Annotated in this window: 18 protein-coding genes, 1 tRNA gene and 3 rRNA genes; 8 read left to right on the top strand and 14 right to left on the bottom strand. The window is 65.6% G+C overall.

Annotated features, from left to right (window positions below; genetic code table 11):
* Nucleotides 1–14: 14 nt before the first annotated feature.
* Together LPH33_RS01370 and LPH33_RS01365 are read right to left on the bottom strand one after the other, a co-directional pair.
* The gene (locus tag LPH33_RS01370) at nt 15–608 is read right to left on the bottom strand and encodes a TetR family transcriptional regulator (protein WP_120281132.1); all 594 of its coding nucleotides are present in this window, start codon (nt 606–608) and stop codon (nt 15–17) included.
* A 96-nt stretch (nt 609–704) separates the two neighbouring features.
* A complete protein-coding gene (locus LPH33_RS01365) occupies nt 705–1,169 on the bottom strand; it encodes an RrF2 family transcriptional regulator (RefSeq protein WP_229566820.1) in 465 nt (154 codons plus the stop codon).
* Between the two features lie 197 nt (nt 1,170–1,366).
* Between LPH33_RS01365 and LPH33_RS01360 the strand changes: the two genes are divergently transcribed.
* On the top strand, nt 1,367–2,314 hold the full coding sequence (locus LPH33_RS01360) for a sterol desaturase family protein (protein WP_120281131.1): 948 nt from the start codon (nt 1,367–1,369) through the stop codon (nt 2,312–2,314).
* Here LPH33_RS01360 and LPH33_RS01355 read toward each other — a convergent pair.
* Both LPH33_RS01355 and LPH33_RS01350 read right to left on the bottom strand, forming a co-directional pair.
* The gene (locus LPH33_RS01355; RefSeq protein ID WP_229566818.1) at nt 2,295–2,981 is read right to left on the bottom strand and encodes a YceI family protein; all 687 of its coding nucleotides are present in this window, start codon (nt 2,979–2,981) and stop codon (nt 2,295–2,297) included. The genes LPH33_RS01360 and LPH33_RS01355 overlap by 20 nt on opposite strands.
* 38 nt (nt 2,982–3,019) lie before the next feature.
* Nucleotides 3,020–4,561 carry an MFS transporter gene (locus tag LPH33_RS01350; RefSeq protein ID WP_160876142.1) on the bottom strand — a complete coding sequence of 514 codons (1,542 nt, stop codon included), beginning with the start codon at nt 4,559–4,561 and terminating at the stop codon, nt 3,020–3,022.
* Nucleotides 4,562–4,659: 98 nt separating this feature from the next.
* Between LPH33_RS01350 and LPH33_RS01345 the strand changes: the two genes are divergently transcribed.
* Nucleotides 4,660–5,202, top strand: coding sequence for a TetR/AcrR family transcriptional regulator (locus LPH33_RS01345; RefSeq protein WP_267499186.1), 543 nt, complete (start codon nt 4,660–4,662; stop codon nt 5,200–5,202).
* Between the two features lie 63 nt (nt 5,203–5,265).
* On the opposite strand, the gene LPH33_RS01340 is transcribed toward LPH33_RS01345, so the two are convergent.
* Nucleotides 5,266–5,760 (bottom strand): metallophosphoesterase family protein, encoded by a 495-nt coding sequence (locus LPH33_RS01340; protein WP_088899154.1) that lies wholly within the window; start codon nt 5,758–5,760, stop codon nt 5,266–5,268.
* A 95-nt stretch (nt 5,761–5,855) separates the two neighbouring features.
* On the opposite strand from LPH33_RS01340, the gene LPH33_RS01335 reads away from it, so the two are divergent.
* Nucleotides 5,856–6,653 (top strand): SDR family oxidoreductase, encoded by a 798-nt coding sequence (locus tag LPH33_RS01335; RefSeq protein ID WP_016690961.1) that lies wholly within the window; start codon nt 5,856–5,858, stop codon nt 6,651–6,653.
* Between the two features lie 70 nt (nt 6,654–6,723).
* Nucleotides 6,724–7,344, top strand: coding sequence for a hypothetical protein (locus tag LPH33_RS01330; RefSeq protein WP_229566817.1), 621 nt, complete (start codon nt 6,724–6,726; stop codon nt 7,342–7,344).
* On the opposite strand, the gene LPH33_RS01325 is transcribed toward LPH33_RS01330, so the two are convergent.
* The 4 genes from LPH33_RS01325 to LPH33_RS01310 all read right to left on the bottom strand — a co-directional run bounded on the left by LPH33_RS01325 (nt 7,298) and on the right by LPH33_RS01310 (nt 9,529).
* Nucleotides 7,298–8,101 carry an alpha/beta fold hydrolase gene (locus LPH33_RS01325; protein WP_229566815.1) on the bottom strand — a complete coding sequence of 268 codons (804 nt, stop codon included), beginning with the start codon at nt 8,099–8,101 and terminating at the stop codon, nt 7,298–7,300. The two genes, LPH33_RS01330 and LPH33_RS01325, sit on opposite strands and share 47 nt — an antisense overlap.
* 253 nt (nt 8,102–8,354) lie before the next feature.
* Nucleotides 8,355–8,445: transfer RNA gene (locus LPH33_RS01320), tRNA-Ser, on the bottom strand.
* Nucleotides 8,446–8,491: 46 nt separating this feature from the next.
* On the bottom strand, nt 8,492–8,968 hold the full coding sequence (locus tag LPH33_RS01315; protein WP_229566814.1) for a nucleoside deaminase: 477 nt from the start codon (nt 8,966–8,968) through the stop codon (nt 8,492–8,494).
* Complete coding sequence (locus LPH33_RS01310) at nt 8,969–9,529, bottom strand: tRNA adenosine deaminase-associated protein (RefSeq protein ID WP_202400029.1); 561 nt, start codon at nt 9,527–9,529, stop codon at nt 8,969–8,971. It lies immediately after the preceding gene.
* Between the two features lie 48 nt (nt 9,530–9,577).
* Between LPH33_RS01310 and LPH33_RS01305 the strand changes: the two genes are divergently transcribed.
* Nucleotides 9,578–10,540 carry a prephenate dehydrogenase gene (locus LPH33_RS01305; RefSeq protein ID WP_419957095.1) on the top strand — a complete coding sequence of 321 codons (963 nt, stop codon included), beginning with the start codon at nt 9,578–9,580 and terminating at the stop codon, nt 10,538–10,540.
* Nucleotides 10,528–11,874 carry an amidase gene (locus LPH33_RS01300; RefSeq protein ID WP_160876154.1) on the top strand — a complete coding sequence of 449 codons (1,347 nt, stop codon included), beginning with the start codon at nt 10,528–10,530 and terminating at the stop codon, nt 11,872–11,874. Before LPH33_RS01305 ends, LPH33_RS01300 begins: the two co-directional genes overlap by 13 nt.
* Here the strand turns inward: LPH33_RS01300 and LPH33_RS01295 are convergent.
* Both LPH33_RS01295 and LPH33_RS01290 read right to left on the bottom strand, forming a co-directional pair.
* Nucleotides 11,871–12,470: a putative glycolipid-binding domain-containing protein gene (locus tag LPH33_RS01295; RefSeq protein ID WP_081314818.1), complete on the bottom strand. Its 600-nt coding sequence runs from the start codon at nt 12,468–12,470 to the stop codon at nt 11,871–11,873. The genes LPH33_RS01300 and LPH33_RS01295 overlap by 4 nt on opposite strands.
* 87 nt (nt 12,471–12,557) lie before the next feature.
* Nucleotides 12,558–13,577 (bottom strand): hypothetical protein, encoded by a 1,020-nt coding sequence (locus LPH33_RS01290; protein ID WP_160876156.1) that lies wholly within the window; start codon nt 13,575–13,577, stop codon nt 12,558–12,560.
* 112 nt (nt 13,578–13,689) lie between these two features.
* On the opposite strand from LPH33_RS01290, the gene LPH33_RS01285 reads away from it, so the two are divergent.
* A complete protein-coding gene (locus tag LPH33_RS01285) occupies nt 13,690–14,850 on the top strand; it encodes a GIY-YIG nuclease family protein (protein WP_026061283.1) in 1,161 nt (386 codons plus the stop codon).
* Nucleotides 14,851–14,988: 138 nt separating this feature from the next.
* Here LPH33_RS01285 and rrf read toward each other — a convergent pair.
* The 3 genes from rrf to LPH33_RS01270 all read right to left on the bottom strand — a co-directional run bounded on the left by rrf (nt 14,989) and on the right by LPH33_RS01270 (nt 20,163).
* Nucleotides 14,989–15,105: ribosomal RNA gene (gene rrf / locus LPH33_RS01280) — 5S ribosomal RNA — on the bottom strand.
* Between the two features lie 106 nt (nt 15,106–15,211).
* Nucleotides 15,212–18,343: ribosomal RNA gene (locus LPH33_RS01275) — 23S ribosomal RNA — on the bottom strand.
* 298 nt (nt 18,344–18,641) lie between these two features.
* Nucleotides 18,642–20,163: ribosomal RNA gene (locus tag LPH33_RS01270) — 16S ribosomal RNA — on the bottom strand.
* Together the 16S, 23S and 5S rRNA genes form the textbook arrangement of a ribosomal RNA operon.
* 631 nt (nt 20,164–20,794) lie before the next feature.
* Here LPH33_RS01270 and LPH33_RS01265 point away from each other — a divergent pair.
* Nucleotides 20,795–21,940, top strand: a complete 1,146-nt coding sequence (locus LPH33_RS01265) for a DNA cytosine methyltransferase (RefSeq protein WP_024102730.1) — start codon at nt 20,795–20,797, stop codon at nt 21,938–21,940.
* The last annotated feature ends 2 nt before the right edge of the window (nt 21,941–21,942 follow it).

The following is a 21,942-nucleotide window of genomic DNA, read 5'->3' as shown; positions in this document are numbered from 1 at the left end:
GGGCGGGGCTACGGCTACGGGAAACCACGGCGGAGCCGGTCGAACGCCTCGCGGATCAGCTCTTCGACCGATCGGTCCGTCGTCCCGGTCGCGTGTGTCTCCATGGCCGCGCGCACGGCACCCATGGCGGCGTAGTTCAGCAGCGAGGGATACAGATCGGCGTCGGGGTCGGTGCCGGTGCGTTCGGCGATGATCTCGACGAGCAACTGCGACGAGCGCCGCTCGACCTCGATCTGCCGGGACAGCAGCACGTTGCTCTCTTCGAGCAGGGTGATGCACGCGACGATCTCGTCGAACGGCCAGTCGGGGTTCTGCACGACGTCCAGGGCCACCGTGAGCAGCGAATCCATGATGTCCTCGTCGGCGGGACGATCGCGCAACAGGTCGATCCACTCCTCGACGCGGGTCTCGAGGTACGCGAGGACGGCGTCTTCCTTGCTCGCGAAGTAGTTGTGGAAGGTGCGGGTCGAGACGTCCGCGCGCGCTGCGATCGCATCGGCCGTCACGGCGGACAGACCGTGTTCGCGGGCCAGTTCGGCCGCGGCGGTCGCGAGGGCCGCGCGAGTGGCTGCCTTCTTGCGGTCGCGCAGGCCGGGAGTGATGGTCACTCCATCCAAGGTACCGATTTTGCAGAGCTCTGTAAGTTTGCAGAGTCGTGCAAAGTTATGACATCGCCCACAGGCGATCCCGGCCTATCGCGGGCTTCACACCCGGCGGCGCTCCCAGGCCCCCGGATCATTTGTGAGGTCCTCCACGAAACCGGGGAGATCTCCCGTGACGACGTCCGCGAGCGACACCTCTTCGAGCACGGCGCGCAGGTTCACGCGCACCGCGATCCACACGTCCTTCAGTCGTTCGGCCGCCCCGCCGTAGACGACATCCTCGGGCCGCTCGCCGCGCACCGACGCCAACGGGCCCTCGACCGTGCGGATGATGTCGGCAATGGAGATCTCGGTCGCGGGTCGCGCGAGCCAGTAGCCACCCTCCGGCCCCCGCCGGCTGTTCACCAGCCCGCCGCGACGCAGGTCGGCGAGAACGGCCTCGAGAAACTTGTGCGGGATGGTCTGCGCCGTCGCGAGGGTCTCCGCCTTCGTCAGGCGACCGTCCTCGATCGCCGCGAGTTCGAGCAGGGTCCGCACGGCGTAGTCGACCCTCGCGGTGATGTGCATGCCATGCCTCTCGCGCTGCCTGATGTCGTCGGCCGGCCCGTCTCGACGGGACGGGTCAATTCCTACCAGCAATACCGAACCACCCGGAATCGTGCGGACGCGAGTCGCCACCCGGGTCGCGATTCGAGGACCCTGGTGATCCAAGCCACACCAGCGGTAATGTGGACGGTTGTTCACAGCTATCGGAGGTCGTTGCGATGTGGGAAACCCTGCAGGAATCGTGGGGGTCGCTGCTCGACCCCCTCCACGATCCGGTGACCCTGGCGATTCCCGCCTTCCTCACCTTCCTGGTCCTCGAATGGATCGCGGCCCGCACTCTCGAACACGTCGAACCGGGCCCCGACGGACGCGCCCATCCCCCGCGCGGCGGCTACGAGAAGCGGGACGCGCGCGCGAGCATCTCGATGGGTCTGGTCTCCATCGTCACGAGCGCCGCCTGGAAGGTGCTGGCTCTCGTCGGATATTCGGCCCTGTGGGTCTACGTCGCGCCGTGGCATCTGCCCGCCGACGCCTGGTACACGTGGGTGATCCTGCTCGTCGGCATCGACGTCCTCTGGTACTGGTACCACCGGATGGCGCACCGTGTCCGCCTGGTCTGGGCGACCCACCAGGCGCACCACTCGAGCGAGTACTTCAACTACGCGACCGCGCTGCGCCAGAAGTGGAACAACAGCGGCGAGATCATCATGTGGCTGCCGCTCCCCCTGATCGGCATCCCGCCGTGGATGGTCTTCGTCGGCTTCTCCGTCAGCCTCGTCTACCAGTTCTTCGTACACACCGAGCGGGTCGGCAAGCTCCCCCGCCCGATCGAGTTCGTGTTCAACACGCCCTCGCACCATCGGGTGCACCACGGCTCCGATCCCGACTATCTCGACCGCAACTATGCCGGCATCCTCATCATCTGGGACCGGATGTTCGGCACCTTCAAGGCCGAGGAGCACCGCCCCACCTACGGGCTCACCAAGCCCGTCGGCACGTACAACATCTGGGACCTGCAGACGCACGAGTACCGGGCGATCGCCCGCGACTGGCGTACGGCCGGGACGTTCCGCGACAAGCTCGGTTACGCCTTCGGCCCGCCCGGCTGGGCGCCGAAACAGACCCACGCGGAGGAGACCGAGAGCGTCAGTTCTGCTCGAGCGTGACGAGGAAGTCGACGCTGCCCGCGCCGTCGACCGTCACGAATCCGAGGTTCGGCGGCTCCACGCCGTAATCGGTCCAGGTGGTGGGGATGCTCCCCGACGCCACGAGACGCTCACCCGTGCGCAGGACGTCGACGTCGACGGTCACGGGCCGTTCGGCGCCGCGCAGGGTGAGCGTGCCGGTCGCGGTGACGGTACTGATGCTGCCGTCGTCAGGCAGGGACGACAGGTCCACCGGCTCGGTGAGCGCGAACGTCGCCGTCGGGTGCGTCGCGGTGTCCATCACCCGGGTGCGGAACTGGCCGTCGCGCTGGCCGCTGTCGGTGGTGATGCCCTCGACCTGCACGACGACCTCGGCGGCCTCGAGGGTGCCGTCGGTGACGGTCGCCGAACCGGAGACCTGGTCGGTGCTGCCGACCACGGTGACGTCGGCGCCGCGCAGGATCTCGTGCACGGTGTAGCCCGCGGCGGTGCGGTTGGGTTCGGCACCCTCGACGACGATCCACTCCCCGTCGAGCTCGCCGGTCGCGGCTTCGGCGCCCTCGGTCGAAACGGACGCGGCGGGTGCGTCGTCCTCGGCGATGAACGTCCCGTATACCCATGGGGCAACGAAGAAGCCGAGCAGCGCCACGACCACGACGGCGACGAGCACCCACACCAGTTTCCGCATCCTGCAAATTTAAACGATGTCGGATTCCGCGTGGGGTGCTACGTCACGGGCGGCGTCGCAGCGTGAACCACGCGATTCGGGCGCAACGTGAACCACGCGATTCCGGCGGAGGCGATCATGAGGACCACGCCGATTCCGGAGGTGATGGTGACGCCGCTGTCGAACGCCGATCCCGCTGCGGCGAGCAGTGCGTCGGCCCGGTCGGCGGGCAGGGTCCCGGCCACGGCGTGGGCGCCGCCGAGTGTCTCGCGGGCGGCCTGCGCCTGTTCTGCGTCCAGCCCGGCGGGAAGCAACAGGTGTGCGCTGTAGGACGCGGACAGCACCGACCCGAGGATCGCCGTACCGAGCACGGCACCCATCTCGTAGGCCGTCTCCGACACCGCCGACGCGGCACCGGCCTTCGCGGGCGGGACGCTGGAGACGATGAGGTCGTTCGACAACGTCTCCGCCGCACCGATACCCGCGCCGAGGACCGCGAACGCCACGATGATCGGTGCGAATGCCGACGGTGAGGCCAGCAGGAACACCAGCGCGTAGCCGGTCGCCGAGAGCAGGAGCGCGCAGACGATGATCGACGACGGCTGCACCCACCGTACGAGCGCGACCACCGACATCCCGGCCACGACCATCACCGCCAGTCCCGGGACCAGGCTCAGTCCGGCTTCCATCGGGCTCTGCCCGAGCACCAGTTGCAGGTGCTGGGACACGAAGAACAGGAAGCCCACGAGGGAGACGACGGACAGCAGGTTCACCGCGACGGCACCGGAGAAGGTGGGCACGCGGAACAGACGGACGTCGAGCATCGGATTCGGGCGACGCAGCTGCCGGCGCACGAAGGCGACGAGCGCGACCACGCCGACCACGGCCGGGACGATGACGACGGCACCGACGCCGCTGTCGGCGATCTTCTTGATCGCGAAGACGATCGGGGCGAGGGCCAGCATCGACAGAGCGATGCTCACGACATCGATGCGGCCCGGATTGGGGTCCTTCGACTCGGGGACGAAGATCGGCGCGAGCACGAGCAACGGAATCAGCACGGGCACCGCCAACAGGAAGACCGAACCCCACCAGGCGTGTTCGAGGAGGAATCCGCCCACGATCGGCCCCAGCGCGGCACCCGCCGCGAAGCACGACGCCCATATCGCGATGGCGAGGCGCCGCTGGGCGGCGTCGAGGAAGATGTTGCGCAGCAACGACAGTGTCGACGGCATGAGCATGGCGCCGAAGAAGCCGAGCACGCCGCGCGCCGTCACGAGCAGTTCCGCGGAGGGTGCATAGGCCGCGGCCACCGAGACGGCGGCGAAGCCGGTCGCGCCGACGAGCAGCAGCCGGCGTCGCCCGATGCGGTCGCCGAGACTGCCCATCGCCACCAGCAGGCCCGCGAGCACCAGCGGATAGATGTCGATGATCCACAGCTGTTGCGCGGCGGTGGGCTGCAGCGCGGACGAGATCCCGGGCAGTGCGAAGGCCAGGACGGTGTTGTCCACCGACACGAGCAGCACGGGGAGCATGAGCACCGCGAGGGCGACCCAGTCCCGAGCAGCCGCCTTCACCGCGGTGGGTTCCGAAACAGGCACAGATGTCGCCACGGATATCGAACTTTCGCGAGAGAGGAAACGAACCCCCGTTACTGTACCATCTGGACGGTACAGTAACGAGGTCGTACGATCGGGCCGTGCCACCCGCCCCAGCCGCCCGCGCCAAACTCCTCGACGCCTTCGTGACGATCCTGCTCGAACAGGGCGAGCGCGCCGCGACCCTCGAGGCCGTCGCCGCAACCGCCGGCGTCTCGAAAGGTGGTCTGCTCTACCACTTCCCGTCGAAGGACGCTCTGGTCGAAGGTCTCGCCGAGCACGTCGAAGCGCTCGGGGCCGAGGACGTCGAACGCATGCGTGCGGCTCCCGAAGGGCCGGCGGCGTATTACATCCGCACGTCGGTCTTCGCCGACACTCCGATCGACCGGGCCATCGTCGCCCTGACCCGCCTGAGCCAGACCGCGAACCCGCGCGCCCAGCAGGCACTGCGTCATATCCACCAGGGCTGGTTCGACGCCCTGGCGGAGGAGGTCACCGATCCCGCGGCAGCGCGCGCGGTCGCGCTCATCGGCGACGGTCTCTACTACGGCGCCGCCATGTCGGGCGAGACAAGCACGACGCCGCCCGAGGACGTCGACGAACTCCTGAAAGTCGTGCGGAAACTGATCGGCCCGAGCGACTGAGTTCGGGGAGGTTGCGTGCGTCCGTTCGCGAAAATACGCACACAACCTCCCCTTCGATCGCCCTCACCCGAGCCGATGCAGTTCGACGTCGCGGAGCACGCCGTCGTCGATGGTCGCGGTCATGTAGGTGCAGTACGGCTGCCGACGCCGGTCGGTGGGTGAACCCGGGTTGAGCAGGCGCAACCCGCTCGGTGCCGTCGTGTCCCACGGGATGTGCGAGTGGCCGAAGACGAGGACGTCGGTGTCGGGATAGGCCGCGGCCATCCGCTTGTCGCGCCCGGTCGACGCTCCGGTCTCGTGCACCACCGCGACGCGCACACCGTCGAGGGTCACCCGCGCGACCTCCGGCAACCGTTCCCGCAGGATCGGACCGTCGTTGTTGCCCCAGCACGCCACCAACTGCTGCGACCGTTCCTCCAGCGCGTCGAGCAGCGCCACGTCCATCCAGTCGCCCGCGTGGATCACCACGTCTGCGCGGTCCACCTCGTCCCACACCTGCGACGGCAGGTCGCGGGCGCGCGTCGGTACGTGGGTGTCGGCGAGCAGCAACAGACGCATGGTCCCAGTCTGCCGTGGGGTCACAGTCTGCCGTGGGGTCACAGTCTGCCGTGGGTTCGCAGTGTGCCGCGGGCGCTCATGGGTAACCACGAGGCATGACCACTCCAGCTCACGACAGACTCGCCATCGTCACCGGCGCCGACTCCGGCATGGGCAAGGCGACCGCCGAACTGCTCGCCGCCGAGGGGTTCGACGTCGGCATCACCTTCCACACCGACGAGGCCGGGGCCGAGGACACCCGTGCCGCGGTCGAACAGCGCGGACAGCGGTGCTTCGTGACCCGACAGGACCTGACCAGTCCGAACACCGCCGACGTGATCGACGAACTCACCGGAAAGCTCGGCGGTCTCGGGGTCCTCGTCAACAACGCCGGCACCGGACACCGCGACGAGGTGCTCGACCTGTCCTTCGAACGGTGGCGGGAGATGCTCTCCACCGACCTCGACGGCCCGTTCCTGTGCTCCCAACGCGCCGCGCGACACATGATCGACGCAGGTCGCGGCGGTCGCATCGTCAACATCACGAGCGTCCACGAACACATCCCCCGCTACGGGGCCTCGGCCTACTGCACGGCGAAGGCCGGGCTCGGCATGCTCACGCAGTGCCTCGCCCTCGAATGGGCGCGGTACGGCATCACGGTCAACTCGGTCGCTCCCGGTGAGATCTCCACGCCCATGACCGGCATGGACGAATCCGAGGCCTTCCACGAGGAGCGACCGGGCAACCCCACCGGGCGCCCCGGGCACGTCAACGAGGTCGCCTCCGTCGTCGCCTTCCTCGCGTCCCCACGCTCGTCGTACCTGACGGGCCGCTCGATCCCCGTCGACGGCGGCCTCATGCTCATGGCCGCACACGGACACGACATGAACGACGGGAGTTGGCGCGAACTCTGACGACGAGCGGCCACCCATCCGCTAGCGTCCACAGGCGGACCGGTGGCCGACTCGGAGTTGGGGGAACTGGATGCGCACGACACCGCCTGCGGAGCGATTCGGAGCGGGAACGGCGAGGGGTTACCGAGCGACCCATCGTCCCGAGGTGTGGGGAGCGTTGATCGGCGCGGGCGGCGCGTCGGCTTTCATGCTCGTGAACGGCGCCGCTCTGGGATCGCCGTGGACCGGGATCGTCGTTGCCGGGTGGGTCTGCGCCATCGTTGTTTTCGTCTGGGCCGTGCTGGTTCGGCCGCGGAGATTCGAGCAGTTGGAGCCGCCCTCGAAGCAGGCGTCGACGATCTACCTCGTGTCGGTCGCGGCCATGGTCGTGCTGATCGTCGGTGGCGCAAGGCTTCTCGCGTCGTTCGATCGTTCGGAACTGACGGTCGCGTGGGTGGTCTGCGTCGTCGGTGCGCACTTCGTTCCGTTCGCACGTGCCTTCGACCGCGCGTTGTTCCGGGTCATGGGCTGGGGAATGCTGCTGGTCGGAATCGCCGGTCTGGCAGGTGGTCTCGCATCATCCGCCGTTGCCGCTGCGGCAGGCGTCGCGGCGGGATTGTGGATGTTCGCCGTGATGGTCGCCGACGCTGTCGGCCGACCTCTCGTCAACGGGCGTCGGCCCGGCTCCACAATTCGTCGAGCGCCTCGTTGACAGTTTCCGGCTGCTGGACGTGCGGGTAGAAGCCGGGAACCTCGAGTAGTTCTCCATCGATCCGGTTTGCGACGACCCGCGCCGTGATCGTCAGCGGATCTCCCGCCAGTCGCTTGTACTCGTCGGGTGCGCCCGCCCAGTCACCGATGACGACGAGCTTCGGCCACGGCGCCGCCGCGAGCGGCTCGAGGGGGATGTCGGCGTCCCAGCAAGGCCTCTCCCGCATCGACGTCGCCGCTGCGCGTAGCCGCTTCGGGGTGGGTTCCGCCGGCGGCATGCCGACGCTCTCCGTGGTGAGACGCAGATAGTCCTCCGCAGTGAGCTCGGGCGGGAGCGCCGCCTGTGCCCCGCGAGCACGGGCGAGGTTCTCGGCGACCATCGGTTCACTCTCCGCAACCTTCAGGCACCCGGGCTGGATCAGGCACAGCGAACGCACCAGGTCCGGCCGTTCCGCCGCCGCGAGCATCGCTGCGACCGCACCGTACGAATGCCCGGCGAGGTGGGCGCCGTCGCCGAGCAGTTCGACGATGTCGGCGGCGTCCACCTCGTAGTCGGTGCGATAGGCCCCGTCGAGATCCGGCGAGTCGCCGTGCCCGCGCCGGTCCATCAGGATGAGCCGACGTGACGCCCCCAAAGGTCGTTGCCGCCCGAATCCGTAGGTCTCGTCGTCTCCCCAGGCCAGCACCCCGTGCACGAGAACGGCCGGCGGGACGTCGGACTCGGCGGGTCCGACGATCGTCGAGCTGACGCGATCCACTGTTCTCCCTCCCGATGGCGAGCGTGCAGGCGCGAACCTATCGGAAGACCTGTGCGCGTGCAGCCGTCCCGATCTACATTCCCTCAGGCGCACCTCGTCGCCTCTCCCAGTCATTCGCTACAGCTTTCGCTATCCGCTACCGCAATTGCCGCAGCGGATGGCAAAAGCTGTAGCGGATGTTTCCGGCCCCGGCCCTTGGCGACCTCCAGAGGTGAGAAAAGCCCCTCACCTGCTTGAACAGGTGAGGGGCTTCTGGCGGTGGCGGTGGGATTTGAACCCACGGACGGGGGTTACCCGTCACGCGCTTTCGAGGCGCGCTCCTTCGGCCGCTCGGTCACGCCACCGCTGACGACTCTAGCGGATTGCATGCCTCATCCTGAAATCGCCTGGTCACAGCTCCGAGGCCGGACCTCGGTGTTCCCGGAAGAACGCTTCGAGCACGGCCGCGCACTCGGCTTCGAGCACACCAGCGCGCACTTCCGGACGGTGCGTGAGGCGCCGATCGCGCACCACGTCCCACAGCGACCCGACGGCGCCCGTCTTCGGTTCCCACGCCCCGAAGACCACCCGCGACACCCTGGAGAGCACCAGCGCGCCCGCGCACATCGTGCAGGGTTCGAGGGTCACGGCGAGGGTTGCGCCCTCGAGACGCCATCCGTCGCCGTAGACCTGCGCTGCCGCGCGCAGGGCGAGCACCTCGGCATGCGCTGTGGGGTCGCCGGTGGCCTCGCGGGAGTTCGCCGCCCGCGCGATCTCGGTGCCGTCCGGCCCGAACACCACCGCGCCCACCGGTACGTCACCGGCGGGCGCGGCAGCGGCGGCCTCCAGCGCGACCCGGATCAATGCCTCGTCGTCGCGCAGCCCCATCTAACGGAGCTTGTCCAGGGTGTTGCCCAGGACGTCGTCGAAACCGAGTCGCTGGGCGATCTCGTCGAGCTGCTCGTCGGGATACAGGTCGGTCTCCGACAGGATCACCGACAACACCGGCTCGGGCAGACCCATGTCGGCCAGGATGCCGAGGTCGCCCTCCTCCCACGGCTCGATGTCGTCGAGCTCGTCGGGATCGATGTCGGGGATCTCGATGTTCAGCGCATCGAGGACGTCGGCGGCGATGTCGTAGTCGACGGCCATCGTCGCGTCGGACAGCAGCAACCTCGTTCCCGCAGGTGCGGGACGCACGATGATGAAGAATTCGTCGTCCACGTTCAGCAGACCGAACACTGCACCGGAGCTTCTCAGCTCCCGCAACTCGGTCACTGCGGTATCGAGACTCGTCAGTGCGGCACCGGACAACGCCCGGCACTTCCAACGACCTTCCTCCCGCGTCACGGCGACGGCGAAGCCGTCGAGGTCGTCGCTCGAATTCCCGGCGGTGTTCCCGCTCTGGGTCACGGAAGGGCTCTTGTTCCCTACACGCTGTGCAGCCATGGGCGCAACGGTAGTCGGCCATGTCCGGTGAATGAAGCCCAGCACGGGATATGCCAACCTGATGAGGTGTCCTCAGCCGTCTCTTCCCCGCCAGTCTGTGTCCTCGGCCTCGGTCTGATCGGTGGTTCGCTGCTGCGCGCCGCCGCGGCGACCGGAAGGCAGGCGTGGGGTTACAACAGGTCGTCGCAGGCCGTGGAGGCCGCCGTCGCCGACGGCTTCGACGCGTCCACCGACCTCACCGCGACGCTGCGTCGCGCCGCCGACACCGACGCCCTGGTGGTGATCGCGGTGCCGATGCCGGCGGTGGGCAGCATCCTCGAGGCGGTGGCCGAGCACGCCCCCGACGTCGCACTCACCGACGTGGTGAGCATCAAGGCGGAAGTGGCCGCTGCCGTCGCCGCTCACGGCCTGTCGCGGCGTTTCGTGGGTGGGCATCCCATGGCGGGTACGGCGGAGTCCGGCTGGACCGCTGGGACCGCCGACCTGTTCCGCGATGCGGTGTGGGTGGTGACCGTCGACGACGGCACCGATCCCGAGGTGTGGCGGCAGGTCGCCGACCTCGCGCTCGACTGCGGATCCGTCGTCGTGCCCGCCGAGTCCCGGGAGCACGACGCGGCGGTCGCACGGGTCTCCCACCTCCCCCACCTCCTTGCCGAAGCGTTGGCCCTGTCGGGCGCCGGAGGCGGCGATCTCGCACTCGGTCTCGCCGCCGGCTCCTTCCGGGACGGCACGCGGGTCGCAGCGACGGCCCCGCCTCTGGTGGACGCGATGTGCGAGGGCAACGCCGAGGCTCTGCTGGTCGCGCTGGACGAGACGCTCGAGGTGCTGAGGACGGCCCGGGAACAACTGGCCGACCGCAGCACCTCCGACCTCACCCGCGCCGGTCACGCGGCCCGGACCCGCTACGAACAGCGTCGTCGCGACCCCATCGTCGGCACGCAGCCCGGCGACGAGGGCTGGATCGAGACATTCCGCGAAGCCGGACGACGTGGTGGAGTGTGGACGCGATGAACCTCCGCGACATCGCCTCGGCGCTGACCACCGGCAAGACGACCCCGAGCGAGCACGTCCGCTCGGTTCTCGCCGGACTCGACGCCCTCGTCGGAACGCCTTGGGAGAACGCCGTCGCCGCCCGCAACGACGAGGCGGCACTCGAAGCCGCAGCGCTCGCCGACGAGCAGATCGCCGCCGGAAACTGGATCGGTCCCCTGCACGGTGTCGCGGTCGCGGTGAAGGACAACATCGACGTCGCCGGGTTCCCCACCCGCTGCGGCAGCGCGGTCCTCGCCGATGCGCCTCCGGCCCGGCGCGACGCTCGAGTCATCGAGAAGCTCCGCGAAGCCGGAGCCATCGTGGTGGCGAAGACCCATCTCCACGAGTTCGCCTACGGACCCACCGGGTTGATCAATGTGTCCGGCGCGGCCCCCCATCCCCACAACCCGGACCTGATCAGCGGTGGTTCGTCGTCGGGCTCCGCAGTGCTGGTCGCGAGGGGAATCGTGCCCGTCGCGCTGGGAACCGACACCGGCTGCAGCGTCCGCACCCCGGCGGCGCTGTGCGGGATCGTCGGATTCAAGCCCGGTTTCGGTGTTCTTCCCGAGCAGGGCGTGTTCCCGCTGTCGACGACCTTCGACCACGTCGGTCTGCTCACCGCCGACGCCCTGGACGCCTCGCTCGCATGGGGCGCGCTTCCGGGTATCGCGCACCTGCGCACTCCGGTCTCCGAACTGCGCATCGGACGCCTGCGGGGCGGCATCTGGGATCTGTCGCCCGTCTTCGACGAGGCCGTCGAGACGGCGTGCCGCACCCTCACAGATCTGGGCGCCCGCGTCGTCGACGTGGAACTGCCCGAGACCGACGAGATGCTCGAGCTGTATCCCGTGGTCACCGGCTCGGAAGCGTACGAGACACATCGCGCCTGGTTCGAAGCCGACCCCGGCCGTTACCAGCCTCCGACGGCCGCCTTGCTCGCCGCGCAACGCGCCCGGCCGGCCTACGAGTACATCCACGCCGCCCGGGCGGTGGCGCGACTGCGTCACGACGTCGTGCACCGCCTCCGCACCGTGGACAAGCTCGACGCGCTGATCACCGTCACCACCGGCGTGCGTTCGGCGCCGCTGACGAGCGATCCCGTCGAGCTGCGCGCACCGCTGCTGCAGATGTGCATCCCGTTCAGCGTCCTCGGTGTCCCGGCCGTGTCGGTGCCGGCCCCGGACGGCGGGTCGTCGCCGGTCGGACTCCAGATCGTCGGCCTCACCGGCGGCACGCACGGGCACGGCAGCCACCCCGCCGAATCGGCCGCGTTCGCCGTGGCCATGGCGGTGGAGGCGTCGGGGCAGCCCTAGATTCGGGACGCGAGTCCTCGGTACTCGAGGACGAAGCCGTCCTCGTCGACGGTCACCGACGACGAGGAGCGCGGCGACAGTACGTGGATGCCGTCGGACGCACTGCTGTAGACGACCGTGGCCTCCTCGATGCTGAGATCGATGAGGTTGACGTAGACGACGGGCACCTCCACGTCGTCGGCTCCGGCCTGCAGGTCGTGCCGGCGGATGGGCAGGGCGTTGAAGAACGGGCTGAACACCACGTCGACGTCCAACGCCCCGCCGAAGGTGGACCGCTGATGGTTGATGCCGTTGTCGGACATCCAGATGCCCTCTTCGGACCGGGTGAGGGACATGTGCCGCTCACCCGAAGCGAGGGTGGTGCGCACCGACAATCGGCGGGTGACGCCGTTCTCGTCCGTCACCAGGTCGTACGACGCGCTGAAGGCCGGATGGTCGGTGCACTCCGCACCCACGATGCGACCGGACGCCTTGATGCGGCGGCCGGAGAGCTGTACTCGTACCGACTCCATCCGAGACACATCGGCCGCACGCCACGTGAGTAGCGCGGGCCAGGTCGACGCGGAACCGGTGGCGTCAGAGGCTGGGGTGCTCACGGTCTATACGGTATGCGACGAAGCGCACACGGTGGGCAGCGGCGCCGTGATTCGTCCGCCACGGTCTCGACACAAGTGCTCACCTGCTCACGCCGTGTCGGGCAGCGCCTCGTGCCGGGACACCTGACGCAGGTGGTGTGAGAACACGGACAGCGCAGCAGCACCCACGGCGACATTGAGCAACGCCCCGAACTCCTGCACGGCGAACTCGACCACGTCGACGAAGAAGACGGTGATCAACGCGGCCGTCCGCAGAGCACGCACCGCCCACCTCCGCCGGCGCCACAGGCCCACCGATCCCACCACGCACAACAGGACGGTGACACCGGAACCGACGAGCTGGATCACGGTCACCACGTCGCTCGTCCGCGCGGCGAGATCCTCCTCGAAGGTGGCGGCCGCGTTGATGAGGATGCCGACGGAGAACACGGTGAGCAGCGCCGCCGCGACGCGGACGCTGCGCTCACCCCGCAGCGGCTCCGGCAGCCGGAGCGACACCCACGAGAAGCGCGACGGCACCTCCCGGCACCGGGCGAGCAGGAGATCGATCTGTTCGACGACTTCGGGATCGACTCCGCCCTCCCGAGCGCGTTCGAGTTGCACTCGCGCCTGGTCGCGATCGGTCGGGGTCAGGCCGTGGGTGAGCCCGTCCGTCGCCGTGAGCGCGGCGTTGGCGAGATACTCGTCGGGCGAGGGCCCGCGACGGAGATGCACCGCTCGATTGACGACGAGCAGCAGCACGACCACCACGTACATGATCGCCACCGAGGGCCGGTAGAAGTAGTCGTTGGTCTTCGTGACGAACTTGCCGACCTCGTCGAGGAACAGACCGAACCCGATGCCGCCGAGCACCACCGCGATACGGTCGGGAGCCCGGCCGATGAAGGTCATCGAGACCATCAACGCGGCGACCATGAGCAGACCGCCCCACAGCACGTGAGCGATGTGCAGGACCGACCCGCCGACCTGCGGATAGCCCGTCAGGTGCAGGTACAGACGTGTGACGAGGATGGTCGCGACCGCGATGATCAGGAGTGCTTCGACCTGCGCGGACGACGCGGTGTCCCGCAACAATCGAGAACGGGAACGGGTCCGCACCGCTGTCATGGCACGCGAGCTTATCCCGCCCGGGTTCGCCTCGGGTTCTTCCTCCGGATTCGGCGGCGCGGCGCCTGCGCGGAGCGGCTCCCCAATCTTGTGTGTGGCCTAGAGTCGCTCTATGCGCACAGTGTGGACAGTTCCTCCGAACATTGCCCAAACTCTGCTGGAATCTCCCGAGATCCAGATGTTCCTGACCAGCAACGAGTTGCCGGATACAGCGGACGATCCACGCCAGAGACTTGCGGAGTTCACCCACGCGCTCGGCGCCCTCAGCCGTCACATCGGACGCACCTTCGGCTCCGTGGACGCAGCCAACCGCGAACTGTTCGGCGGGTCCGCCGGCAAGGTCCCCGTGGCGCTGCGCCTGACGGTCCTGCGTGCTCTCGTGAACCATGTCGAGGACCGCGCTCCCAGCCCGAAACTGCTTCCGAAGAACATCTGCGATCAGCTCGGCGCCTACGTCTACGCCCTGCTCGACCCTCGTGATCGGAGCATCTTCTACGTCGGCGCCGGACGCGGAAATCGCATCTTCACCCTCGTCTGGACGGCGCTCGGAGAGACCTCGAAGCTGACCGAGGCCGGTGAGAAGACACCGCTGGCCACACCCGAGACCGAGGCGGCTCTGCGGCGCATCCGAACCGTCTACGAGTCCGGCTACGCGGTGGAGCACTTCGTCGTCGCCGACGCGCTGAACCCGAAGACCGACGCCGACCACACCGCCGCAGTGACGGCCGAAGCGGTCATCGCGGCACTGGGACTGACCGAACCGCACCGCGGCGAATGCGTACTCACCAACCTGGCGGGTGCAACAGAGGAGTCGGAAGCCGACCGCGCCGCCATCCCGATCGCCGAGCTCGTTCGTCAGTACTCGGCCTCCCCCGCTCCCGAACTGCCGACGCCGTGCGTGGTGCTGCGGGTCAACGAGGCGAAGAAGGCGTCGCCGGCGGCGGTGCGCGAACTCGCGTCGAAGCCGTGGCCGGCGGGATCGGCAGCGCGTGGGATCGACGGGCTGCCCATCATCGTCGTCGCCGACAACATCGTCCGCGCGGTCTATCGAGCCACCGGGTGGGAGGCGGCCGCTCGCACGGAGGAGAACGGCGGCACGATCCTCTACCGGTTCGTCGGGGAGGCCGACGAAGAGCTCGAAGGCAAGTTCGTCAACACTCGCGTCACGCCGGACCGGCTGGGTCTCAAGCGTTGGCCGTCGCACGGTTGGGCTCCGCGTCTGACGCGTGCTCTGCCGCGGCCGGTCGCGCGTCCGAAGGCGCCGCGCCCCTGATTCTCCGGCTGCTTCCCGGTTCGTCTGCGAACCGGGAAGCAGCTCGTGCCGGTTCTCGAAAACCGTTGGGCCGGCACATTTTCTGCATACGAAAACACGAAAGGGGACCCACAGTGTGGGTCCCCTTTCGGAACGGGTGTTCGGCGGTGTCCTACTCTCCCACACCCTGTCGAGTGCAGTACCATCGGCGCAGACAGGCTTAGCTTCCGGGTTCGGAATGGGACCGGGCGTTTCCCTGTCGCTATGGCCGCCGTAACTCTATGAAACATTTACGCATCAGGAGTATCGAAAACCCGTGTCGGGCTTCGATATCTGATGTGTGTGTTGTTTCAGATACCGCACAGTGGACGCGTAACATCTTCGTGGTAAGTCCTCGGCCTATTAGTACCGGTCACCTCCACCCATTGCTGGGCTTCCAGTTCCGGCCTATCAACCCGGTGGTCTGCCGGGGGCCTTACCCCCTCGAGGGGGTGAGAAACCTCATCTTGGAACAGGCTTCCCGCTTAGATGCTTTCAGCGGTTATCCCTTCCGAACGTAGCCAACCAGCCATGCCCCTGGCGGGACAACTGGCACACCAGAGGTTCGTCCGTCCCGGTCCTCTCGTACTAGGGACAGCCTTCCTCAAGTTTCTAACGCGCGCGGCGGATAGAGACCGAACTGTCTCACGACGTTCTAAACCCAGCTCGCGTGCCGCTTTAATGGGCGAACAGCCCAACCCTTGGGACCTACTCCAGCCCCAGGATGCGACGAGCCGACATCGAGGTGCCAAACCATCCCGTCGATATGGACTCTTGGGGAAGATCAGCCTGTTATCCCCGGGGTACCTTTTATCCGTTGAGCGACACCGCTTCCACATGCCGGTGCCGGATCACTAGTCCCGACTTTCGTCCCTGCTCGACCTGTCAGTCTCACAGTCAAGCTCCCTTGTGCACTTGCACTCGACACCTGATTGCCAACCAGGCTGAGGGAACCTTTGGGCGCCTCCGTTACATTTTGGGAGGCAACCGCCCCAGTTAAACTACCCACCAGGCACTGTCCCTGAACCAGATCATGGTCCGAGGTTAGAGGTCCAATACGATCAGAGTGGTATTTCAACAACGACTCCACAACCACTGGCGTGGCCGCTTCACAGTCTCCCACCTATCCTACACAAACCGAACCGAACACCAATACCAAGCTATAGTGAAGGTCCCGGGGTCTTTTCGTCCTGCCGCGCGTAACGAGCATCTTTACTCGTAATGCAATTTCGCCGAGTCTGTGGTCGAGACAGCAGAGAAGTCGTTACGCCATTCGTGCAGGTCGGAACTTACCCGACAAGGAATTTCGCTACCTTAGGATGGTTATAGTTACCACCGCCGTTTACTGGGGCTTAAATTCTCAGCTTCGCCACCGAAATGGCTAACCGGTCCTCTTAACCTTCCAGCACCGGGCAGGCGTCAGTCCGTATACATCGTCTTACGACTTCGCACGGACCTGTGTTTTTAGTAAACAGTCGCTTCTCTCTGGTCTCTGCGACCACCCCCAGCTCGGACCGCAAGGGCCGTCACCGGGCGTGGTCCCCCTTCTCCCGAAGTTACGGGGGCATTTTGCCGAGTTCCTTAACCACAGTTCTCTCGATCGCCTCGGTATTCTCTACCTGACCACCTGTGTCGGTTTGGGGTACGGGCCGTGTACCAACTCACTAGAGGCTTTTCTCGGCAGCATAGGATCACTGAATTCCCCTCAACGGGTACGCATCACCTCTCAGGCTGTATGAATGGCGGATTTGCCTACCATTCGCCCTACCGGCTTACACCAGGTATTCCATCACCTGGCCCAGCTACCTTCCTGCGTCACCCCATCGCTTGACTACTACAATCGGGGTCCCGTGCAGCCATCCCCACAGTTCCCGAAGGAACAGCGGAGACTTTTGGACGGTTAGCACAACTGATTCGCCATTGGGCGCGGATACACGGGTACGGGAATATCAACCCGTTGTCCATCGACTACGCCTGTCGGCCTCGCCTTAGGTCCCGACTCACCCTGGGCGGATTAACCTGGCCCAGGAACCCTTGGTCATCCGGCGGACGAGTTTCTCACTCGTCTTTCGCTACTCATGCCTGCATTCTCACTCGCGCAGCCTCCACACCTGGATCACTCCGGCGCTTCCACGGCTGCACGACGCTCCCCTACCCACCCACACCACTGCCGGAAAAGTCGTAACCCTTCCGGGGTGTTGTGTGAGTGCCGCGGCTTCGGCGGTGTACTTGAGCCCCGCTACATTGTCGGCGCAGAACCACTTGACCAGTGAGCTATTACGCACTCTTTCAAGGGTGGCTGCTTCTAAGCCAACCTCCTGGTTGTCTCAGCGATCCCACATCCTTTTCCACTTAGTACACGCTTAGGGGCCTTAGCCGGCGATCTGGGCTGTTTCCCTCTCGACTACGAAGCTTATCCCCCGCAGTCTCACTGCCGCGCTCTCACTCACCGGCATTCGGAGTTTGGCTGATTTCGGTAAGCTTGTGGGCCCCCTAGACCATCCAGTAGCTCTACCTCCGGTGAGAAACACGCGACGCTGCACCTAAATGCATTTCGGGGAGAACCAGCTATCACGGAGTTTGATTGGCCTTTCACCCCTACCCACAACTCATCCCCTCAGTTTTCAACCTAAGTGGGTTCGGGCCTCCACGACGTCTTACCATCGCTTCACCCTGGCCATGGGTAGATCACTCCGCTTCGGGTCTAGAACATGCCACTAGATGCGCCCTATTCGGACTCGCTTTCGCTACGACTACCCCACACGGGTTAACCTCGCGACATGCCACTAACTCGCAGGCTCATTCTTCAAAAGGCACGCCATCACCCCCAGCAGCAAGCTGCTCGAAGGCTCTGACGGATTGTAAGCGCACGGTTTCAGGTACTATTTCACTCCCCTCCCGGGGTACTTTTCACCTTTCCCTCACGGTACTAGTCCGCTATCGGTCACCAGGGAGTATTCAGGCTTATCGGGTGGTCCCGACAGATTCACACCGGATTTCACGGGCCCGGTGCTACTCGGGTACTTCTCACGAGAGCCGGCAAGTTTTCGTCTACGGGATTCTCACCCTCTACGACAGGCCGTTCCAGACCACTTCGACTAACCAACCGGTTTCTTACTCTCGCCCGTCATGACAGTGACGGGAAGAAAAGCCCCACAACCCCACGGATGCAACGCCTGCCAGCTATCACACACCCATGGTTTAGCCTCATCCGCTTTCGCTCGCCACTACTCACGGAATCACTGTTGTTTTCTCTTCCTGTGGGTACTGAGATGTTTCACTTCCCCACGTTCCCTCCACACACCCTATATATTCAGGTGCGGGTAACACGACATCACTCGTGCTGGGTTTCCCCATTCGGAAATCCTCGGATCACAGCTCGGTTGACAGCTCCCCGAGGCATATCGCAGCCTCCCACGTCCTTCATCGGCTCCTGGTGCCAAGGCATCCACCGTACGCTCATAAACACTTACAACAAAGATGCTCGCGTCCACTGTGCAGTTCTCAAACAACACACAACAACCCCTACCGCAAGAAACCCTGAGGTTCTTGTTTCGCGGATCATCGTCGCTGATCAAACACATTGCGTGTTCTCTCAGGACCCAACAGTGCACCGATATAGCTCCCCGGATTTCTTCAGGTGAAGAAACCTGTTCGAGAAGCGATTGTCAGCGTTCCACCCATGAGCAACCGTGTCCCACGATCGGGGACAATCGGTCTCTGGCCGCACACCACACCCGACAATTCGGGGTGTATGGGCAGATGCTCCTTAGAAAGGAGGTGATCCAGCCGCACCTTCCGGTACGGCTACCTTGTTACGACTTCGTCCCAATCGCCGATCCCACCTTCGACGGCTCCCTCCCACGAGGGGTTAGGCCACCGGCTTCGGGTGTTACCGACTTTCATGACGTGACGGGCGGTGTGTACAAGGCCCGGGAACGTATTCACCGCAGCGTTGCTGATCTGCGATTACTAGCGACTCCGACTTCACGGGGTCGAGTTGCAGACCCCGATCCGAACTGAGACCGGCTTTAAGGGATTCGCTCCACCTCACGGTATCGCAGCCCTCTGTACCGACCATTGTAGCATGTGTGAAGCCCTGGACATAAGGGGCATGATGACTTGACGTCGTCCCCACCTTCCTCCGAGTTGACCCCGGCAGTCTCCTGCGAGTCCCCACCATCACGTGCTGGCAACACAGGACAAGGGTTGCGCTCGTTGCGGGACTTAACCCAACATCTCACGACACGAGCTGACGACAGCCATGCACCACCTGTCTACCGGCCACAAGGGAAACCACATCTCTGCAGTCGTCCGGTACATGTCAAACCCAGGTAAGGTTCTTCGCGTTGCATCGAATTAATCCACATGCTCCGCCGCTTGTGCGGGCCCCCGTCAATTCCTTTGAGTTTTAGCCTTGCGGCCGTACTCCCCAGGCGGGGCGCTTAATGCGTTGGCTACGGCACGGATCCCGTGGAAGGAAACCCACACCTAGCGCCCACCGTTTACGGCGTGGACTACCAGGGTATCTAATCCTGTTCGCTACCCACGCTTTCGCTCCTCAGCGTCAGTTACTGCCCAGAGACCCGCCTTCGCCACCGGTGTTCCTCCTGATATCTGCGCATTTCACCGCTACACCAGGAATTCCAGTCTCCCCTGCAGTACTCGAGTCTGCCCGTATCGCCTGCAAGCCCGCAGTTGAGCTGCGGGATTTCACAGACGACGCGACAAACCGCCTACGAGCTCTTTACGCCCAGTAATTCCGGACAACGCTCGCACCCTACGTATTACCGCGGCTGCTGGCACGTAGTTGGCCGGTGCTTCTTCTGCAGGTACCGTCACTTGCGCTTCGTCCCTGCTGAAAGAGGTTTACAACCCGAAGGCCGTCATCCCTCACGCGGCGTCGCTGCATCAGGCTTGCGCCCATTGTGCAATATTCCCCACTGCTGCCTCCCGTAGGAGTCTGGGCCGTGTCTCAGTCCCAGTGTGGCCGGTCGCCCTCTCAGGCCGGCTACCCGTCGTCGCCTTGGTAGGCCATTACCCCACCAACAAGCTGATAGGCCGCGGGCTCATCCTGCACCGAAAAACTTTCCACCCCAGGACATGCATCCCGAGGTCATATCCGGTATTAGACCCAGTTTCCCAGGCTTATCCCAGAGTGCAGGGCAGATCACCCACGTGTTACTCACCCGTTCGCCACTAATCCACCCAGCAAGCTGGGCTTCATCGTTCGACTTGCATGTGTTAAGCACGCCGCCAGCGTTCGTCCTGAGCCAGGATCAAACTCTCCGTTGAAGACTCACAATCACCCCGAAGGGGTAATCAGTCAAAGACATCGAGTCAAATCACTAGCATAAAAACTCAAACTAGCTAAACACTGGATCACCGCAGACGGAAGAATGCGATGTCCAGCAACAACCACCCACAAAAAGTGAAGTGGTCGCACCAAATATTATTTGGCACTGACATTCATCGGCACACTGTTGAGTTCTCAAAGAACACGCGCACATCATCACGCTCCGGACTGACGTCCGACCCGCTCTGAGGCAACTGTTCCAGCCTACTTCCTCATCCTCACGAACGCAAGTCCGTGTGGTTTTCGGAACCAGGGGCGGCTCGAAACCTTACCAGAAGGTTCGTAGCCATCACATTCGCAGGCGCCTTCGTCCAACCTCGTTGTCCCGTTCCTCTCGGCCCGGGTCGGTGTCCGTGTCGCTCTGACCTGGAATAAGTTACGCGAACATCTCCCAGAACACCAAATCGCCAGGTCATCGGCGGTTTCGGTGGCCCGGCGCCCTTTGCAGGAGGGGTAGGAGGACCCCTCCATCGTGGTGCTCGTCGCGTCCGCTCACGGATCGTCCTACTTCTCGAGTAACGTTCACCGTTGAGCTGAGCGAGGAAGGGTGCCGTGACGTCGACGGGGAACATGGTGGGGTTGTTCGCCGGTATCGGCGGACTGGAGCTCGGACTCGGGCGACACGGGTGGAACACCGAACTCCTCTGCGAGATCGAGCCGGGTGCTCAGGCAGTACTACGTACGCGCTTCCCCGACGTTCCGCTTCATCCGGACGTCACGCGTCTCCGCTCTCTCCCCCGCGATACCGAACTGGTCGCCGCAGGCTTCCCGTGCCAGGACCTCTCCCAGGCCGGACGCACGGCCGGCATCACGGGATCGAAGTCCGGGCTCGTCGACGAAGTGTTCCGTCTCGTGAAGCGTAAGAACGGGCCGCGCTGGCTCGTCGTCGAGAACGTTCCCTTCATGCTGCAGCTCGGCCGCGGTGCGGCGATGCGCCACATCACCGACGCGCTCGAGGAACTCGGCTACATGTGGGCCTATCGCGTCGTCGATGCCCGCGCCTTCGGTCTCCCCCAGCGTCGGCACCGCGTCCTGATGGTCGCCTCACGCACGGACGATCCCCGCACGGTGTTGTTCGGCCAGGACGCCGGCATGCCCATGGAGGGCAATCCCGATCTGTTCCCCTGCGGCTTCTATTGGACCGAGGGTGTGCGCGGTCTCGGATGGGCAGTCAACGCCGTGCCCACGCTCAAGGGCGGTTCGACCCTCGGTATCGCCAGCCCGCCGGCGGTGCGACTGCCGTCCGGCGAGATCGTCACCCCCGGCCTGACCGACGCGGAGAGACTCCAGGGATTCGATGCCGACTGGACCGCCCCTGCCGTCGAGGCGCCCGGCGTCCGTGCCGGGCATCGGTGGCGTCTGGTCGGCAATGCCGTCAGCGTGCGGATGGCGTCGTGGGTGGGCCACCGCCTGAACAACCCCATTGCGTACAGCTCCGATCACGAGACCCCGCTGCTTCCGGGCGACACCTGGCCGACCGCCGCGTGGGGTGCCCGCGGGCAGGCGTTCCGCGTGCACGAGTCGCAGTGGCCCGTCCAGGCTCCCTACGAGGACCTCGGCGGTTTCCTCCTCGACGCCCGTCTGCTGTCGGCGCGGGCGACGGCAGGATTTCTCCGACGCGCGCGCTCCGGCAACCTGCGTTTCCTGCCCGGATTCCTCGAGGACGTCGAGAACCACCTCGAACGCATGGGTGGCTTCCCGCGAGTGGCGGCCTGAAA

The sequence above is a fragment of the Rhodococcus sp. RDE2 genome, assembly GCF_020885655.1.
GTDB lineage: Bacteria > Actinomycetota > Actinomycetes > Mycobacteriales > Mycobacteriaceae > Rhodococcus > Rhodococcus pyridinivorans.
Note: the sequence above shows the minus strand (reverse complement) of the source record. Positions and strands in the feature narration are given on the sequence as shown.

Coding starts and splice junctions, on each gene's coding strand:
- LPH33_RS01365 (WP_229566820.1), bottom strand. CDS start 1,169: ATGCACATCACCGCGAGGGTCGACTACGCCGTGCGGACCCTGCTCGAA.
- LPH33_RS01360 (WP_120281131.1), top strand. CDS start 1,367: ATGTGGGAAACCCTGCAGGAATCGTGGGGGTCGCTGCTCGACCCCCTC.
- LPH33_RS01355 (WP_229566818.1), bottom strand. CDS start 2,981: ATGCGGAAACTGGTGTGGGTGCTCGTCGCCGTCGTGGTCGTGGCGCTG.
- LPH33_RS01340 (WP_088899154.1), bottom strand. CDS start 5,760: ATGCGTCTGTTGCTGCTCGCCGACACCCACGTACCGACGCGCGCCCGC.
- LPH33_RS01335 (WP_016690961.1), top strand. CDS start 5,856: ATGACCACTCCAGCTCACGACAGACTCGCCATCGTCACCGGCGCCGAC.
- LPH33_RS01330 (WP_229566817.1), top strand. CDS start 6,724: ATGCGCACGACACCGCCTGCGGAGCGATTCGGAGCGGGAACGGCGAGG.
- LPH33_RS01315 (WP_229566814.1), bottom strand. CDS start 8,968: ATGGGGCTGCGCGACGACGAGGCATTGATCCGGGTCGCGCTGGAGGCC.
- LPH33_RS01310 (WP_202400029.1), bottom strand. CDS start 9,529: ATGGCTGCACAGCGTGTAGGGAACAAGAGCCCTTCCGTGACCCAGAGC.
- LPH33_RS01290 (WP_160876156.1), bottom strand. CDS start 13,577: ATGACAGCGGTGCGGACCCGTTCCCGTTCTCGATTGTTGCGGGACACC.
- LPH33_RS01285 (WP_026061283.1), top strand. CDS start 13,690: ATGCGCACAGTGTGGACAGTTCCTCCGAACATTGCCCAAACTCTGCTG.
- LPH33_RS01265 (WP_024102730.1), top strand. CDS start 20,795: ATGGTGGGGTTGTTCGCCGGTATCGGCGGACTGGAGCTCGGACTCGGG.